Raw genomic sequence first — 15,856 nt, forward strand, 5'->3', positions numbered from 1 at the left:
AAACGCCCGGTTACATTCCGAACCCGGAAGCTAAGCCTTACAGCGCCGATGGTACTGCAGGGGGGACCCTGTGGGAGAGTAGGACGCCGCCGAACTCCTTTTAGAGCTCTGGCTCTTGGGTAACAAGCCCAAGAGCCAGAGCTTTTTTGCGTTGAGGTAAGGTCAGGGGGCATCGTTGGCACGTTTCCCACAGGAGGCTCCCGGGTGGAGGTCCAGGAGACCCGCGTCCAGACGGACCGGGTCCTCACCATCCCCAACATCCTCAGCATGGCGCGTCTCGTCGGCGTGCCGGTCTTTCTGTGGCTGATCCTCAGGCCTGAGTTCGGGGGCCCCAAGAGTGACACATGGGCGCTGCTGGTGCTGGCTCTGAGCGGAGTCAGCGACTACCTCGACGGCAAGCTCGCGCGGCGTTGGAACCAGGTCAGCAGCCTCGGCCGGCTGCTCGACCCCGCGGCCGACCGGCTCTACATTCTCTCGACGTTGGTCGGCCTCACCTGGCGTGAGATTCTGCCATTCTGGTTGACCGCTGTACTTCTGGCGCGCGAGCTCGTCCTGCTGGTGATGGTGGGCATCCTGCGCCGGCACGGCTATCCGCCGCCGCAGGTGAACTTCCTGGGCAAGGCGGCCACCTTCAACCTGATGTACGCCTTCCCCTTGCTCCTGCTCAGTGACGGAACCGGATGGATCTCGTCACTCGCTGCTATTTTCGGATGGGCGTTCGCTGGATGGGGTACAACGCTCTACTGGTGGGCAGGAGTCCTCTACGTGGTACAAGTCCGCCGCCTCGTCCGCGCGGACGCCATGGCCGATTGAACTCGCCCATTGCTGCGGCCGTAGTGGCTGGATGGCCCTCGGCGGAAAAGTGCGGGACAATTTGGGCGGGTGAAGTCGGCTAGACCGTCGTCTTTTTGAGGAGGACGCTTCCGACATGAAGGCCGTCGTGATGGCCGGAGGTGAAGGCACACGCCTTCGCCCCATGACCTCAAGCATGCCCAAGCCGCTCCTGCCCGTGGCCAACCGCCCGATCATGGAGCATGTGCTACGGCTGCTCAAAAGGCATGGGCTGAACGAGACCGTCGTAACTGTCCAGTTCCTGGCCTCATTGGTCAAGAACTACTTCGGTGACGGCGAAGAGCTCGGAATGGAGCTCTCCTATGCCAACGAGGAGAAGCCACTCGGTACCGCAGGAAGCGTCAAGAACGCCGAAGAGGCGTTGAAGGACGATGCCTTCCTCGTCATCTCCGGTGACGCCCTGACCGACTTCGACCTCACCGAGCTGATCAATTTCCACAAGGAAAAGGGTGCGCTCGTCACTGTTTGCCTGACGCGTGTGCCGAACCCGCTGGAATTCGGTATCACGATCGTCGACGAAGAAGGAAAGGTCGAGCGCTTCCTGGAGAAGCCCACCTGGGGGCAGGTCTTCTCCGACACGGTGAACACGGGCATCTACGTGATGGAGCCCGAAGTCTTCGACTATGTCGAGCCCGATGTGCCTGTGGACTGGTCCGGGGATGTCTTTCCGCAGCTGATGAAGGAAGGCAAGCCGATCTACGGCTATGTCGCGGAAGGGTACTGGGAGGACGTCGGTACTCACGAGAGCTATGTGAAGGCGCAGGCCGACGTTCTGGAGGGCAGGGTCGACGTCGAGATCGACGGCTTCGAGATGTCCCCGGGGGTGTGGGTGGCCGAGGGTGCCGAGGTGCATCCCGACGCCGTGCTGCGCGGCCCGCTCTACATCGGCGACTACGCCAAGGTCGAATCCGGCGCCGAAATTCGTGAGCACACCGTCGTCGGATCGAACGTCGTCGTGAAGAGCGGTGCGTTTCTGCACAAGGCCGTTGTACACGACAACGTGTACGTGGGGCAGCACAGCAATCTGCGTGGATGCGTCGTCGGAAAGAACACCGACATCATGCGTGCCGCTCGGATCGAGGACGGCGCGGTCATCGGCGACGAGTGCCTCATCGGTGAAGAATCGATCGTTCAGGGCAATGTGCGGGTCTACCCGTTCAAGACCATCGAGGCCGGCGCCTTCGTCAACACCTCGGTCATCTGGGAGTCCAGGGGCCAGGCGCATCTGTTCGGTGCTCGCGGGGTGTCCGGCATCCTGAACGTGGAGATCACGCCCGAACTCGCCGTGCGCCTGGCCGGTGCCTATGCGACGACTCTGAAGAAAGGCTCCACGGTCACCACGGCCCGCGACCACTCCCGTGGCGCCCGTGCGCTGAAGCGGGCGGTCATCTCCGCCCTGCAGGCCAGCGCCATCGACGTACGGGACCTGGAGAACGTACCGCTGCCCGTTGCCCGCCAGCAGACGGCGCGGGGCAGCGCCGGCGGGATCATGATCCGGACCACGCCCGGGGTGCCCGACTCCGTGGACATCATGTTCTTCGACGGGAACGGCGCCGACCTGTCGCAGGGCAGTCAGCGAAAGCTGGACCGGGTGTTCGCGCGGCAGGAGTACCGGCGTGCATTCCCCGGGGAGATCGGAGACCTGCACTTTCCTGCCAGCGTCTTCGACTCGTACACCGGCTCGCTGTTGCGCAATGTCGACACGACCGGGATCACCGAGTCCGGGCTGAAGGTCGTCGTCGACGCGTCGAACGGCAGCGCCGGGCTTGTCCTGCCCAGCCTGCTGGGCAAGCTCGGTGTGGACTCGCTGACCATCAATCCCGGTCTCGACGAGTCGCGGCCCACGGAGTCCGCCGATGTGCGGCGGTCGGGGCTGGTGCGGCTCGGTGAGATCGTGGCTTCGTCGCGGGCCGCCTTCGGGGTGCGGTTCGACCCGGTTGGCGAGCGGTTGTCGCTGGTTGACGAGAAGGGGCGGATCGTCGAGGACGACCGGGCGCTGCTCGTCATGCTGGATCTGGTGGCCGCGGAGCGGCGCAGTGGGCGGGTGGCGCTGCCGGTGACCACGACGAGGATCGCCGAGCAGGTTGCGGCGTACCACGGGACGCAGGTCGAGTGGACGACGACCTTGCCCGACGACCTGACGAGGGTGGGAGGCGACGACTCGACCATCTTCGGCGGTGACGGCAAGGGCGGCTTCATCGTCCCGGAGTTCAGCAGCGTCTTCGACGGTACGGCGGCCTTCGTACGGTTGATCGGGCTGGTGGCGCGGACGCAGCTCACCCTCAGCCAGATCGATGCCCGGATTCCGCGGGCACACGTTCTCAAGCGGGATCTTGCGACTCCCTGGGCCGTCAAGGGACTTGTGATGCGGCGTGTGGTGGAGGCGGCCGGAGACCGCTTCGTGGACACCACCGACGGTGTGCGGGTGGTGGAGACGGACGGGCGTTGGGTGATGGTGCTGCCCGACCCGGCCGAAGCGGTCACCCACCTGTGGGCGGAGGGGCCGGACGACGCCTCCGCCCAGGCCCTGCTCGACGAGTGGTCGGGGGTCGTGGACAGCGCCGGCCGCTGAAAAACGCAGCACGCGCGCGTGCCGGACAGGTGTCCCCAAGGGGGCCTGTCCGGCACGCCGGTGGGGCCATTCGGAGGTAGTGGTCGCGACATGCGACGATGTGCGGCATGCCGCAGCAGCCCCCCATTCGGAGCACACCCACGCGACCCTCGCGTCCGGACGCCTCCATGTCGCTGCTCACCAACGTCATGGACCACAGCCTGGACGACGGCTACGCCGAGGCGTCCGCCAGGAAGAAGGCCGCGGGCGACGGCGCTCTGCCGAAGACTCTTCGGGCCAGGCTCGGCCTGGCCGGCGGGCTGGTGCTCGCGGCCCTCGTCGTGACCGTAGGAGCGGCACAGGCTCGGGTGGCGGCTCCCGTCGTCGCCAAGGAGCGCGAGGAACTGATCAACCGCATCGACCGGGAGACCACGGCGGCGGACAAGCTGGAGGGCTCCGTCGACAAGCTGCGCGACGATGTGAGCGCGCGCCAGCGGGAGGCCCTCAAGAAGAGCGGCAGTGGAGACCGGTCGGAGCTGGTGGGGGTTTTGTCGGGCGCCGTCGAAGTACACGGCCCCGGCGTGAAACTGGTCGTGAACGACGCCAAGGAAGCAACCAGCGGCGGCAACGGCAATCCGCGCGAGACCTCGGACTTCTCCGACACCGGTCGAGTGCGGGACCGTGACATGCAGCGTGTGGTCAACGGGCTGTGGGAGTCGGGGGCCGAGGCCGTTTCGATCAATGGGCAGCGGCTGACGGCGCTCTCGGCGATCAGGGCCGCCGGGGACGCGATACTGGTCGACAACAAGCCGCTGGTTCCCCCCTACACGGTGCTGGCCGTGGGGAACGGCAAGCAACTGAGCAGCAGGTTCCAGAACAGCGCCGACGGGCTGTATCTGCACGCCTTGCAGGAGACCTACGGCATCCGGACCAGCATCTCCGTGGAAGGCGACCTCCGGCTGCCTGCCGCACCGAGTGTGATCGTACGTACAGCACAGCCGACAACCGAGAAGACTGAGAAGGGCACATCGTGATCGCCGTACTGGGCCTCGTAGTGGGAGTCGTGGCCGGCCTGTTGGTCCGGCCTGAGGTTCCGGCGGTCGTCGAGCCTTACCTGCCGATCGCCGTCGTCGCGGCGCTCGACGCCGTCTTCGGTGGTCTGCGGGCCATGCTCGACGGGATCTTCGACGACAAGGTCTTCGTGGTGTCGTTCCTGTCCAACGTGGTCGTGGCGGCGTTGATCGTGTTCCTGGGCGACAAGTTGGGCGTGGGCGCCCAGCTGTCCACCGGTGTCGTCGTGGTCCTCGGGATCCGCATCTTCTCGAACGCCGCGGCGATCCGCCGCCACGTGTTCCGGGCGTGAGGCCGATGAGCGACAACGAAGAGACGCCGGAGAACAGGCTGCGCAAGGAACTTCCCGAGGAGGTCCCCGCGACGGAGCCCGACGTGACGGCGGCAGCTCCCGAGGAGAAGCAGCCCTCTGAGGAGAAGCAGCCCTCTCTCACCGGGCGGCAGCGGCTGGTGAAGGGTCTCTGGCCGCCGCGCGTCACCCGTGCCCAACTCATCGTCGCCGTCCTGCTGTTCGGCCTCGGCTTCGGCCTGGCCGTCCAGGTGGCTTCGAACAGCAACAACGACAGCGCCCTGCGCGGCGCGCGTCAGGAAGATCTCGTTCGCATCCTGGATGAACTCGACAACCGTACACAGCGTCTTGAGGACGAGAAGCAGGGACTGGAGAAGCAGCGCGACGAGCTGGAGAACAGCTCCAACCAGGCCGAGGAGGCCCGCAAGCAGACCGTCGAGAAGGAGAAGCAACTCGGCATTCTGGCGGGCACGGTGGCCGCGCAGGGGCCCGGCATCACGATGACGATCAAGGACACGAAGGGGACGGTCCAGGCGGACATGCTGCTCGACGCGATCCAGGAGCTGCGTGCGGCAGGGGCGGAGGCGATCCAGGTGAACGACGTACGTGTCGTCGCCAACACCTACCTCACCGACTCGGGCAAGAGCGTGAGCGTCGACGGGAACAAGATCAACGCTCCCTTTCGTTTCAAGGTCATCGGCAAGCCGGCGGACCTCGAACCGGCGCTCAACATCCCTGGAGGCGTGGTGCAGACTCTTGAGAAGGAGCAGGCCACTGTTGCCGTCCAGCGGTCGAACAAGATCGTCGTGGACGCCTTGCGAGCTGCGAAGCGGCCTGACTACGCTCGGTCGCCCTCCCAGTGAACAGGCGGTGCATGGCGGACGTCCGGCGAGGGCATGAGGTTGCGGGGGGTCGGCGCACCGAATGGGTGGTGCGTGGTGGAAACTGTCTGGTGGATACGGACGTTGTGAGGATGTCCGGGTCGGCCGGTGTATGCAATCAGGGTTCGTCCTGCCCCACGGGCGGGTCTGTTTCGGTCAAGGGGAATCGCCCGTGAAGTTGTTTGCGAAGTTGTTCGGCAAGAGCGCGCGAGAGGGTAGCGACAATGCGACCGCTCGTCATCGCGCACAGCCTGATGCAGAGGGCCGGCGCCCACTGTTCCGGGACCAGGTCCCTGGTCCGGGCGGTGACATTCCTGGAGGTCAGGGCGCGCCGTCTGTTGACCCTGCGCAGTCCGGGGGCATAGGTTTCGGGCAACCGTCAACCTCAAGTACGGGTGGAGGGTTTTCCCCTATGTCGGCCCTGGTGTGTACGAGGTGCGGTAACCGCAACGCGGAAAGCAGCCGCTTCTGCTCCAACTGTGGCGCCCCGCTGCGGTCCGGCGGCGCGGCCGAGCGGCCGTCCGAGACGACGTCCACGATCTCGATTTCCGGCATCGAGGCCTACGACGCCGAAGTCACCGGTCAGACGCAGGTGCCGGCGCTGTCCCCCGAGGCGCAGGCGGCCGTCGACGCGCTGCCGCTGGGCTCCGCGCTCCTGGTCGTGCGCCGCGGGCCGAACTCGGGCAGCCGCTTCCTGCTGGACGGCGACCTGACCACGGCCGGGCGTCACCCGCAGAGCGACATCTTCCTGGACGATGTGACGGTCTCGCGCCGGCACGTGGAGTTCCGCCGTGGTGCGGACGGCTCGTTCACGGTGGCCGACGTGGGCAGTCTGAACGGCACGTACGTCAACCGCGAGCGGATCGACCAGGTCGCTCTGAACAACGGTGACGAGGTGCAGATCGGAAAGTACCGGCTGGTCTTCTACGCAAGCCAGCGGGGCTACTGACCCTTCCCCCAGACCCCGTACGGGGGGACCCCAAGGGAATGTCCATGCTTCGAACACCGAGCGGCGGTGCCGGGCACGGCACCGCCGGCACGGACAGCGGTCTGATGAGCATCGGCACGGTGCTGAACGTGCTGCGTGACGAGTTCCCCGAAGTCACCATCTCCAAGATCCGTTTCCTGGAGTCGGAAGGGCTCATCGAGCCGCAGCGCACCCCGTCGGGGTATCGCAAGTTCAGCGCGGACGACGTCGAGCGCCTCGGCCATGTGCTGAGGATGCAGCGGGACCACTATCTGCCCCTCAAGGTGATCCGCGAGCATCTGGAGGCCGTGGAGCGCGGTGAGGCAGTCCCGCTGCCCGTCGTGGGACGCCAGCGGGACGGCGAATCGCTCCTCGAAGCGCCGGAGGGCCCCACCGCGGCTCGGATCGGGCGCGCCGAGCTGCTCGCGGCCGCCGGGATCGGCGAGCAGCAACTCGAGGAGTGGGAGTCGTACGGCCTGGTCGCGCCGCTGCCGGACGGGGCGTACGACGCGGAGACGGTGACCGTGGCGTCGCTCGTCGTGGAGCTCGGGCAGTTCGGGATCGAACCGCGGCACCTCAGGGCCATGAAGGCCGCCGCCGAGCGTGAGGCCGGGCTGGTGGACCAGGTGGTGGCCCCGCTGAAGCGCCACCGTAATCCGCAGACCAGGGCGCATGCCGAGGCGCGTACGAAGGAGCTGGCGGCGCTCACGGTGAAGCTGCACGCAGCCCTCGTGCAGACCGCCCTCGGTGTGCGACTGCCCTGAGTTCGGCGCCTCTGCGGAGGCCGGATCGGCCCCCCGTTCCCGGCTCGACTACCCAAACGTCCCGGGCAGGTCCTAGGGTTGCTGTGTGAACGAGCTCGATGTCGTAGGTGTCCGGGTCGAAATGCCCTCCAACCAACCGATCGTGCTCCTGCGTGAAGTGGGAGGCGACCGTTACCTCCCCATCTGGATCGGGCCGGGGGAGGCGACAGCCATTGCCTTCGCCCAGCAGGGCATGGCCCCCGCACGACCGCTGACCCACGACCTTTTCAAGGACGTGCTGGAAGCCGTCGGTCAGGAGCTGACCGAAGTGCGCATCACGGATCTGCGGGAGGGCGTCTTCTACGCGGAGCTGGTCTTCGCCAGCGGGGTCGAAGTCAGTGCCCGTCCGTCCGACGCCATAGCGCTGGCCCTGCGCACCGGAACGCCGATCTACGGCAGCGACGGTGTGCTCGACGACGCAGGCATCGCGATTCCGGATGAGCAGGAGGACGAGGTGGAGAAGTTCCGCGAGTTCCTCGATCAGATCTCGCCGGAGGACTTCGGGACAAGCAGCCAGTGAGTCTCAAATGCCGGCAAGTGCCAGCGGCGAGTGAGAGCGTCCTGCGGCCCCCTCCGAGCGCATTCGGCTAGCCTTTCCCCGCGGTGGGGTGCGGGAAACCACTCTTAGGGTGATTATCACTCGGCGTGCCGAGTGTGGCGATCGTTGACGCACCCCTGGTGACTGCCTACCGTCGAGATGGCAGGTCAAGGACGGAGGTCGGCGTGAGAAGCAGCGGCGACGGTACGGCTGGGGGTGGCCCCGGACGCAGTCTCGGGGAGAGCGGCCCGTACCCTCCCCCAAGCTCTCAACTTCGTTCGAGTTGGGGGGACCCCCATCTCGGTAGCGCGGCCGATCACGCTCCGCAGCGACCGGCGGCCGTGCCGAGCAGCGGAGGGGCGGCGTCCATGGCGTCCGAGCAGATCGGCTATCGCGGTCCGACGGCCTGCGCGGCCGCCGGCATCACCTACCGGCAACTGGACTACTGGGCCCGTACCGGGCTCGTCGAGCCGAGCGTGCGGCCCGCCTGCGGGTCGGGCACGCAGCGGCTGTACAGCTTCCGGGACGTCGTCGTCCTGAAGATCGTCAAGCGGTTCCTGGACACCGGGGTGTCGCTGCAGAACATCCGTACCGCGGTGGTGCACCTGCGGGAGCGGGGCTTCCGGGATCTGGAGCGCATGACGCTGATGAGCGACGGCGCCACGGTCTACGAGTGCACCTCGCCCGACGAGGTCCATGCCCTGCTCCAGGGCGGCCAGGGGATCTTCGGGATCGCCGTCGGTGTGGTGTGGCGGGACGTCGACAGTGCGCTCTCGCAGCTGCACGGCGAGCGGATCGACACCGGTGAGACCCTGGTCGGGCACAACCCGGCGGACGAGCTGGCACGACGGCGGAACCGGGCGGTCTGAGCGGCTTCTCTGCGGCTTCTCCGAGCCCACTGGCGGTCGTGAGGCGGCATTGTCAGTGGCGTAGGGCAGCATCGGAGGTGTGAGAAACGCGCCCACGATCCTGCATCTCGACATGGATGCCTTCTACGCCTCGGCGGAGCAGGCATCCAAGCCGAGTCTGCGCGGGAAAGCCGTGATCGTGGGTGGGCTCGGGCCGCGCGGGGTGGTCGCCACCGCTTCGTACGAGGCGCGGGTCTTCGGGGTGCGGTCGGCGATGCCGATGGCGCAGGCGCGGCGGCTGGCACCGAACGCCGCGTATCTGGTGCCGCGCTTCGGTTTCTACCGGTCGATCAGCGAGCAGGTCATGGGGCTGCTGCACTCGCTGTCGCCGCTGGTGGAGCCGTTGAGCCTGGATGAGGCCTTCGTGGACCTGGAGGCCGGGGAGGCGGCCTGGGACGCGGCGTCGGCGCGGCTGGTGGGGGAGAAGCTGCGAGCCGACATACGGGCGGACACGGGGCTCACCGGGTCCGTGGGCCTTGCCGCCTGCAAGATGCTCGCGAAGATCGCCTCCGAGGAGGCCAAGCCGAACGGGCTGGTGCTGGTCGAGCCCGGGACCGAGCGGGCGAAGCTCGGGCCGATGTCGGTGCGGATGCTGCCAGGGGTGGGGCCGGCCACGGGGGACCATCTGCGGCGGGCCGGCATCACCACGGTCGACGAGATTGCCGAGGCAGGTGAGGACGAGCTCGTCCGGCTGCTGGGCAAGGCCCACGGGCACGCGTTGTACGCCATGGCGCTGGCGCACGACGACCGGCCCGTGGTGGCCGAGCGGGAGGCCAAGTCGGTGTCGGTCGAGGACACGTACGACGTGGACATCCACGACCGGGTGAGGGTGGGGCTGGAGGTGCAGCGGCTGGCCGACCGGTGTGTGCGGCGGCTGCGAGGTGCGGGTCTTTCGGGGCGGACCATCGTGCTGAAGGTGCGACGCTACGACTTCTCGACGCTGACTCGTTCCGAGACGCTGCGCGGGCCCACGGACGATCCGGCGGTGGTGCGGGAGGCTGCCGCCCGGCTGCTGGAATCGGTGGACACGACGGGGGGTGTGCGGTTGCTGGGGGTGGGGGTGAGCGGGCTGGCCGACTACACGCAGGAGGATCTGTTCGCGCAGGCAGCGGGGGCCGGCACGGAACATGTGGCGGACGAAGCGGACGAGGAGCCCGTCGAGGAGCAGAAGGTGGCTGTCGAGCGCCGGTGGCCCGCCGGGCACGATGTGCGGCATGCCGAGTTCGGGCACGGGTGGGTGCAGGGAAGTGGGCTCGGACGGGTGACCGTGCGGTTCGAGACGCCGGATTCGGAGCCGGGGCGGGTACGGACGTTTCGCACCGATGACCCTGAGCTGGAGCCGGCGGACCCGTTGCCGTTGGTGGCGGCGAGACCCGGGGCCACCGTGCACGGGGTCGGCGCCTGACCGGGGAGGGCGCTGGTCCGCGCGGGGGCCGGGCGCGGTTGGGCCAGTGCCGCAACGAGGCTGGGGCCCCCACGCCACTGAGTCAGTGGGGACGAGGGCGTGCCGGGGTCCGCGGCGCCGAGCTGATCCGGGCGAGGGGCCTAGGCGTCCGCGTCCTCCGTGCCCGCGAGCTTGCCGAAGTCGTGGTCCGGGAAGGGGGAAGGGGCGGGGATGTCCAGACCGTAGTGGTGGTAGAGCTGGAGCTCCTGTTCGGGGGAGAGGTGGCGGCCGACGCCGAAGTCGGGGGCGTCCTTGATGAGGGACCGGTCGAAGGGGACGTGGAGGGTGCCCTCGATCAGTTCGCTGGGTTCCAGGGGGACGAAGGCGTCCCGGGAGAACAGGCCGGTGCGTATGGCCGCCCACTCCGGCACGCCGGTCGCATCGTCGAGATAGACCTCGTCGATGGTGCCGAGCTTGGTGCCGTTGCGGTCGAACGCCTTGCGGCCGATCAGGTTGCGCGGATCGATGTCGGTCTGCACGGGCCCTCCACTTGGTCGCAACTCATTCGTAAGCACTACAAAAGAGCAGATTGGTGATGGCGGCCACTCGAAGGATGGGATGTTGTGCTCGCTGGTAGGCTGACAGCGGCTGCTGACCCCGTGCGGGAGAGTCCTCCAGACATCATCGGAGGCGCCGAAGGAGCAAATCCTCCCCGGAATCTCTCAGGCTCACGTACCGCGCGGACGAGGTCACTCTGGAAAGCAGGGCGGGTGTCGATGGCTTCCGCTCTCACCGACGGTGAAAGCCGGGCGCCCTCGGGCGATCCGGTGAAGCTCTCAGGTTGAGATGACAGAGGGGGAGGCCGTCCGGGTACCCGTGCCGTGGTGCCCCTCGAAGGTCGTGTCAGACCAGGAGGCCTCCGCAATGACCGCCCATCGCATTCCGCTCTCCGAGCTCGAACAGGGAATCCCGTTCGAGCAGCGCCACATAGGCCCCGACCACGAGGCGCGGGCCAAGATGCTCGCGCACGTCGGATACGGCTCGCTGGACGAGCTCACCGCCGCCGCGGTGCCGGATGTGATCAAGAACTCGGATGCGCTGGAGCTGCCGGGTGCGCGTACCGAGGCCGAGGTGCTGGCCGAGCTGCGTTCGCTCGCCGACCGGAACCAGGTGCTCGACTCCATGATCGGGCTCGGGTACTACGGGACCTTCACTCCGCCCGTCATCCTGCGCAATGTGATGGAGAATCCCGCCTGGTACACGGCCTACACGCCCTACCAGCCCGAGATCTCGCAGGGGCGGCTCGAGGCCCTGCTCAATTTCCAGACCATGGTCGCCGACCTGACCGGGCTGCCCACCTCCGGTGCCTCGCTGCTCGACGAGGGGACGGCCGCCGCCGAGGCCATGGCACTGTCCCGGCGCATGGGCAGGAACAAGAAGGGCCTGTTCCTGATCGACGCGGACGTGCTGCCGCAGACCATCGCCGTGATCGAGACCCGCGCCGAGCCGACCGGTGTGGAGGTCGTGGTCGCCGACCTCGGCGACGGCATTCCGGCCGAGGTCGCCGGGCGTGAGATCAACGGCGTGCTCGTCCAGTACCCCGGCGCCTCCGGTGTCGTACGCGATCTCAAGCCGCTCATCGACCAGGCGCACGAACTCGGTGCGCTCGTCACCGTCGCCGCCGATCTGCTGGCGCTGACGCTGCTGAAGTCGCCCGGAGAGCTCGGTGCGGACATAGCGGTCGGGACCACGCAGCGCTTCGGTGTGCCGATGGGCTTCGGCGGGCCGCACGCCGGCTACATGGCCGTGCACGAGAAGTTCGCGCGCAGCCTGCCCGGGCGGCTCGTGGGTGTGTCCGTGGATGCGGACGGGCACAAGGCGTACCGGCTCGCGCTGCAGACCCGTGAGCAGCACATCCGGCGGGAGAAGGCCACCAGCAACATCTGCACGGCCCAGGTGCTGCTCGCCGTCATGGCGGGCATGTACGCCGTGTACCACGGGCCGGAGGGGCTCAAGGCGATCGCGCGGTGCACCCACCGGTACGCCACGATCCTTGCCGCGGGGCTTCAGGCCGGTGGTGTCGAGGTCGTGCACGGCTCCTACTTCGACACGCTCACCGTGCGGGTGCCGGGCCGCGCCGCCGAGGTGGTGGCCGCCGCGCGGGAGAACGGAGTCAACCTTCACCTGGCCGACGCCGACCACGTGTCGATCGCCTGCGACGAGACCACCGCGCGGGCCCAACTGGGCGCAGTGTGGACCGCGTTCGGGGTCGAGGGCGACATCGAGGCGCTGGACGCGGCGACCGAGGACTCCCTGCCCGCCGGACTGCTGCGCACCGACGACTACCTGACCCACCCGGTCTTCCAGCAGCACCGCTCCGAGACCGCGATGCTGCGCTACCTGCGCAGGCTCGCCGACCGTGACTACGCGCTCGACCGGGGCATGATCCCGCTGGGCTCCTGCACCATGAAGCTCAACGCGACCACCGAGATGGAGCCGGTCACCTGGCCCGAGTTCGGGCAGCTGCACCCCTTCGCCCCCGCCGAGCAGGCGCAGGGCTACCTCACCCTCATCCGTGAGCTCGAGGAGCGGCTCGCCGAGGTCACCGGGTACGACAAGGTGTCCCTGCAGCCCAACGCCGGATCACAGGGCGAGCTGGCCGGACTGCTCGCCGTACGCGGATACCACCGGGCCAACGGGGACGAGCAGCGGACCGTGTGTCTGATTCCGTCGTCCGCGCACGGTACGAACGCCGCCAGCGCCGTGATGGCCGGGATGAAGGTCGTCGTCGTGAAGACCGCCGAGGACGGTGAGATCGACGTCGAGGACCTGCGGGCGAAGATCGAGCAGTACCGCGACGAGCTGGCCGTGCTGATGATCACGTACCCCTCCACGCACGGTGTGTTCGAGGAGCATGTCGCCGACATCTGCGCCCAGGTACACGAGGCCGGCGGGCAGGTGTACGTCGACGGCGCCAACCTCAACGCCCTGGTGGGGCTTGCCAAGCCGGGTCACTTCGGCGGTGACGTCTCGCACCTCAACCTGCACAAGACCTTCTGCATCCCGCACGGCGGGGGCGGGCCGGGCGTCGGGCCGGTCGGTGTGCGGGCGCACCTGGCGCCGTATCTGCCGAACCACCCGATGCAGCCGGCCGCAGGACCGGCGACGGGTGTCGGGCCGATCTCCGCGGCTCCCTGGGGTTCCGCGGGCATCCTGCCGATCTCGTGGGCGTACGTCCGGCTCATGGGCGGCGAGGGGCTGAAGCGGGCCACTCAGGTGGCCGTGCTGAGCGCCAACTACATCGCCAAGCGGCTGGAGCCGCACTACCCCGTGCTCTACACCGGCCCGGGCGGGCTGGTCGCGCACGAGTGCATCATCGATCTGCGGCCGCTGACCAAGGCGACCGGCGTGAGCGTCGACGACGTCGCCAAGCGGCTCATCGACTACGGATTCCACGCGCCGACGATGTCGTTCCCGGTGGCCGGCACGTTGATGATCGAGCCGACCGAGTCCGAGGACCTGATCGAGCTTGACCGGTTCTGCGAGGCGATGATCGCCATCCGTGCGGAGATCGAGAAGGTCGGGGCGGGCGAGTGGCCGGCCGAGGACAACCCGCTGCGGGGCGCGCCGCACACCGCCGCCGCGCTCGGTGGGGAGTGGGAGCACGCGTACTCGCGTGAGGAAGCCGTCTTCCCGGCCGGGGTGTCGGCCGCCGACAAGTACTGGCCGCCGGTGCGGCGGATCGACCAGGCATTCGGTGACCGGAACCTCGTGTGTTCGTGCCCGCCGCTGGACGCGTACGACGACTGACGCAGTGGTCGTGGAGGAGGGCCCCGCTTCGGCGGGGCCTTTCCCGTTATGCCGTCGCGAGTGAGATCTCCGTCGACTTGATCAGGGCCACGACGGGTGTGCCGGTGGTCAGGGCGAGGTCCGTGACGGCGTCCTTGGTGATCGCGGAGGTCAGTTCGCCGCCGTCGACGGCGACCTTAACGGAGGCCATCGCACCGCCGGTGGTGACGTCGGTGACCGTGCCGGGCAGCTGGTTGCGGATGGACAGGCCCCCGACCGGGGCGGTGGCCAGGGAGACCTCCGTCGACTTCACCAGGGCGCGTACGGCGCTGCCCGCGGTGAGGCCGAGTTCCTCGGCTGACTCGAGGGTGATCGCCGCGGTGATCTCCTGGCCGCCGGTCAGGCGGACCTTGACGGTGGCCATGACCTCTCCGGAGGTGATGGCGGTGACCGTGCCGGGGATCTGGTTTCGGATGCTCAGGCTCATGGGGCTCATGGGGAACGCCTCGCAGGGGGTGGGGGATTGAGGGCTTTGTGCCCGGGCCCACGGTAGCCCCGGTGGGGTGTTATGCACGGTACGCGCGTGTCTGCGTCGTCTTGGCCGCCGCCCGGCCCCTGGCGCCCAGGTAGAGAATCGCGTGAGGCAGGGTTCGCCGTAGGGGAGTTGTTTCGTGAGTCAGGTGCGGTCGATGTGGACGTTGGTCGACTTCACGCGGGCGGTGGCCTCCATGCCGACCTCGAGGCCGAGTTCCTCCACGGCCTCGCGGGTCAGGAGTGAGACCAGGCGGTGCGGGCCGGCCTGGATCTCGACCTGGGCCGCCACGTCGCCGAGCTTGATGGCGGTCACGATGCCGGGGAAGGCGTTGCGGACCGACGTGTAGGAGGTCTCCTCCTCGGCGCTGCCCGCCTTGGCGAGCTCGACGGAGAAGGCGGCCAGGTCCCGGCCGTCGATGAGCCGTCGGCCGCCCTCGTCGCGATGGGTCGCGACCCGGCCGGCGTCGGCCCAGCGGCGTGCGGTGTCCGGACTCACGCCGAGCAGTCGTGCGGCCTGGCCGATTGTGTAGCTCTGCATGCGGTCACGATAGGGCCGGGAACGGGCCCTGGTGGACGTGGGGTTGAGCGTTTCGTGTAACGCGATATAGCGTTAGTTCGGTGACGGGATTCGGGGGTGTGGGTATGTCGGCAGGGATTTCAGGCAGGGGCGGGGCGTCGCTGGATCTGCGGGCCTCGCATGCGGAGCGGGACCGGGTCGTGGAGGTGCTGCGGGTCGCGGCCGGCGACGGTCGGCTGACCGCGGATGAGCTGGACGAGCGGGTGGAGGCGGCCCTGACCGCCCGGACGCTGGGCGAACTCGCCGTTCTGACGGTGGACCTGCCGGGATCGGCCGCGGAGCTCGCCGGCAAGGCCGTCGACCGCATCGAGCAACGCGGCGCTTCCGCGCGGCGCGATGGCGGCTGGGTGGTACCGCGGCGGCTGGAGATCGACTCGGAGTGGGGTGAGGTCACGCTCGACTTCACCGACGCGGTGATCACGCACGACACCCTGCACATCGAAGTGGACCTGCGCGGAGGCGCACTGAAGCTGCTGACCCGGCCGGGCGTCGTGGTGGACACCGACTCGCTGGTGCTCGAGTACGGGGGCGTCAAGAACCGCTCGGCGGGCGGCTCGGGCGTGCCCCTGGAACTGCGCGTCGAGATTCATGGCCGTATGAACTTCGGTCAGGTGGTGGTACGTCCGCAGCGGCGTGGGTTGCTCAGGAGACGCCCGAGGTCCTGAGTATCGGGTTCGTGATCATCTGCGGCGCCACGACGGCTCACGCTTGC

General features: G+C 68.2%; 15 protein-coding genes, 1 rRNA gene and 1 riboswitch. Of the genes, 13 read left to right on the forward strand and 3 right to left on the reverse strand.

The annotated features are described in order from the left end of the window. The 11 genes from rrf to AB0N07_RS28045 all read left to right on the forward strand — a co-directional run. Window positions 1-95: ribosomal RNA gene (gene rrf, locus AB0N07_RS27995) — 5S ribosomal RNA — on the forward strand; the annotation flags it as partial. A gap of 109 nt (window positions 96-204) precedes the next feature. Next, entirely contained in the window at window positions 205-813 is a 609-nt protein-coding gene (locus AB0N07_RS28000; RefSeq protein WP_365839639.1) for a CDP-alcohol phosphatidyltransferase family protein, read from the forward strand. 115 nt (window positions 814-928) lie between these two features. After that, on the forward strand, window positions 929-3,424 hold the full coding sequence (locus tag AB0N07_RS28005; protein WP_365839641.1) for a mannose-1-phosphate guanyltransferase: 2,496 nt from the start codon (window positions 929-931) through the stop codon (window positions 3,422-3,424). 107 nt (window positions 3,425-3,531) lie between these two features. Beyond that, window positions 3,532-4,437 carry a DUF881 domain-containing protein gene (locus AB0N07_RS28010; RefSeq protein ID WP_365839643.1) on the forward strand — a complete coding sequence of 302 codons (906 nt, stop codon included), beginning with the start codon at window positions 3,532-3,534 and terminating at the stop codon, window positions 4,435-4,437. Beyond that, on the forward strand, window positions 4,434-4,766 hold the full coding sequence (locus AB0N07_RS28015) for a small basic family protein (protein WP_003988855.1): 333 nt from the start codon (window positions 4,434-4,436) through the stop codon (window positions 4,764-4,766). The genes AB0N07_RS28010 and AB0N07_RS28015 overlap by 4 nt, the downstream gene beginning before the upstream one ends. A gap of 5 nt (window positions 4,767-4,771) precedes the next feature. Next, on the forward strand, window positions 4,772-5,626 hold the full coding sequence (locus AB0N07_RS28020) for a DUF881 domain-containing protein (protein ID WP_365839645.1): 855 nt from the start codon (window positions 4,772-4,774) through the stop codon (window positions 5,624-5,626). A gap of 61 nt (window positions 5,627-5,687) precedes the next feature. After that, entirely contained in the window at window positions 5,688-6,593 is a 906-nt protein-coding gene (locus AB0N07_RS28025; RefSeq protein ID WP_365839647.1) for an FHA domain-containing protein, read from the forward strand. Between the two features lie 44 nt (window positions 6,594-6,637). Further along, window positions 6,638-7,375 carry a MerR family transcriptional regulator gene (locus AB0N07_RS28030; protein WP_365839649.1) on the forward strand — a complete coding sequence of 246 codons (738 nt, stop codon included), beginning with the start codon at window positions 6,638-6,640 and terminating at the stop codon, window positions 7,373-7,375. Window positions 7,376-7,460: 85 nt separating this feature from the next. After that, window positions 7,461-7,934, forward strand: a complete 474-nt coding sequence (locus tag AB0N07_RS28035) for a bifunctional nuclease family protein (RefSeq protein WP_004002801.1) — start codon at window positions 7,461-7,463, stop codon at window positions 7,932-7,934. A 203-nt stretch (window positions 7,935-8,137) separates the two neighbouring features. Further along, a complete protein-coding gene (locus tag AB0N07_RS28040) occupies window positions 8,138-8,821 on the forward strand; it encodes a MerR family transcriptional regulator (protein WP_365839652.1) in 684 nt (227 codons plus the stop codon). Window positions 8,822-8,900: 79 nt separating this feature from the next. Next, a complete protein-coding gene (locus AB0N07_RS28045) occupies window positions 8,901-10,265 on the forward strand; it encodes a DNA polymerase IV (RefSeq protein ID WP_365839654.1) in 1,365 nt (454 codons plus the stop codon). Between the two features lie 140 nt (window positions 10,266-10,405). Here the strand turns inward: AB0N07_RS28045 and AB0N07_RS28050 are convergent, their stop codons facing one another. Further along, window positions 10,406-10,783: a PRC-barrel domain-containing protein gene (locus AB0N07_RS28050; protein ID WP_344405270.1), complete on the reverse strand. Its 378-nt coding sequence runs from the start codon at window positions 10,781-10,783 to the stop codon at window positions 10,406-10,408. A 113-nt stretch (window positions 10,784-10,896) separates the two neighbouring features. Beyond that, window positions 10,897-10,992, forward strand: a riboswitch (glycine riboswitch). A gap of 176 nt (window positions 10,993-11,168) precedes the next feature. On the opposite strand from AB0N07_RS28050, the gene gcvP reads away from it, so the two are divergent. Continuing rightward, window positions 11,169-14,054: an aminomethyl-transferring glycine dehydrogenase gene (gcvP, locus tag AB0N07_RS28055; protein WP_365839656.1), complete on the forward strand. Its 2,886-nt coding sequence runs from the start codon at window positions 11,169-11,171 to the stop codon at window positions 14,052-14,054. A 46-nt stretch (window positions 14,055-14,100) separates the two neighbouring features. On the opposite strand, the gene AB0N07_RS28060 is transcribed toward gcvP, so the two are convergent. Together AB0N07_RS28060 and AB0N07_RS28065 are read right to left on the reverse strand one after the other, a co-directional pair. After that, on the reverse strand, window positions 14,101-14,520 hold the full coding sequence (locus AB0N07_RS28060; protein WP_365839754.1) for a TOBE domain-containing protein: 420 nt from the start codon (window positions 14,518-14,520) through the stop codon (window positions 14,101-14,103). A gap of 189 nt (window positions 14,521-14,709) precedes the next feature. Further along, window positions 14,710-15,105 carry a molybdopterin-binding protein gene (locus AB0N07_RS28065; protein WP_123963776.1) on the reverse strand — a complete coding sequence of 132 codons (396 nt, stop codon included), beginning with the start codon at window positions 15,103-15,105 and terminating at the stop codon, window positions 14,710-14,712. Window positions 15,106-15,209: 104 nt separating this feature from the next. On the opposite strand from AB0N07_RS28065, the gene AB0N07_RS28070 reads away from it, so the two are divergent. Beyond that, window positions 15,210-15,809 carry a DUF1707 domain-containing protein gene (locus AB0N07_RS28070; RefSeq protein ID WP_365839658.1) on the forward strand — a complete coding sequence of 200 codons (600 nt, stop codon included), beginning with the start codon at window positions 15,210-15,212 and terminating at the stop codon, window positions 15,807-15,809. The last annotated feature ends 47 nt before the right edge of the window (window positions 15,810-15,856 follow it).

Origin of the sequence: Streptomyces sp. NPDC051172 (assembly GCF_040682555.1) — a bacterium.
Lineage (GTDB): Bacteria > Actinomycetota > Actinomycetes > Streptomycetales > Streptomycetaceae > Streptomyces.

Excerpts from the sequence above, each read along its gene's own strand:
- AB0N07_RS28005 (WP_365839641.1), top strand. The coding sequence starts at position 929 with ATGAAGGCCGTCGTGATGGCCGGAGGTGAAGGCACACGCCTTCGCCCC.
- AB0N07_RS28010 (WP_365839643.1), top strand. The coding sequence starts at position 3,532 with ATGCCGCAGCAGCCCCCCATTCGGAGCACACCCACGCGACCCTCGCGT.
- AB0N07_RS28020 (WP_365839645.1), top strand. The coding sequence starts at position 4,772 with ATGAGCGACAACGAAGAGACGCCGGAGAACAGGCTGCGCAAGGAACTT.
- AB0N07_RS28025 (WP_365839647.1), top strand. The coding sequence starts at position 5,688 with ATGGGTGGTGCGTGGTGGAAACTGTCTGGTGGATACGGACGTTGTGAG.
- AB0N07_RS28030 (WP_365839649.1), top strand. The coding sequence starts at position 6,638 with ATGCTTCGAACACCGAGCGGCGGTGCCGGGCACGGCACCGCCGGCACG.
- gcvP (WP_365839656.1), top strand. The coding sequence starts at position 11,169 with ATGACCGCCCATCGCATTCCGCTCTCCGAGCTCGAACAGGGAATCCCG.
- AB0N07_RS28060 (WP_365839754.1), bottom strand. The coding sequence starts at position 14,520 with ATGAGCCTGAGCATCCGAAACCAGATCCCCGGCACGGTCACCGCCATC.
- AB0N07_RS28065 (WP_123963776.1), bottom strand. The coding sequence starts at position 15,105 with ATGCAGAGCTACACAATCGGCCAGGCCGCACGACTGCTCGGCGTGAGT.
- AB0N07_RS28070 (WP_365839658.1), top strand. The coding sequence starts at position 15,210 with ATGTCGGCAGGGATTTCAGGCAGGGGCGGGGCGTCGCTGGATCTGCGG.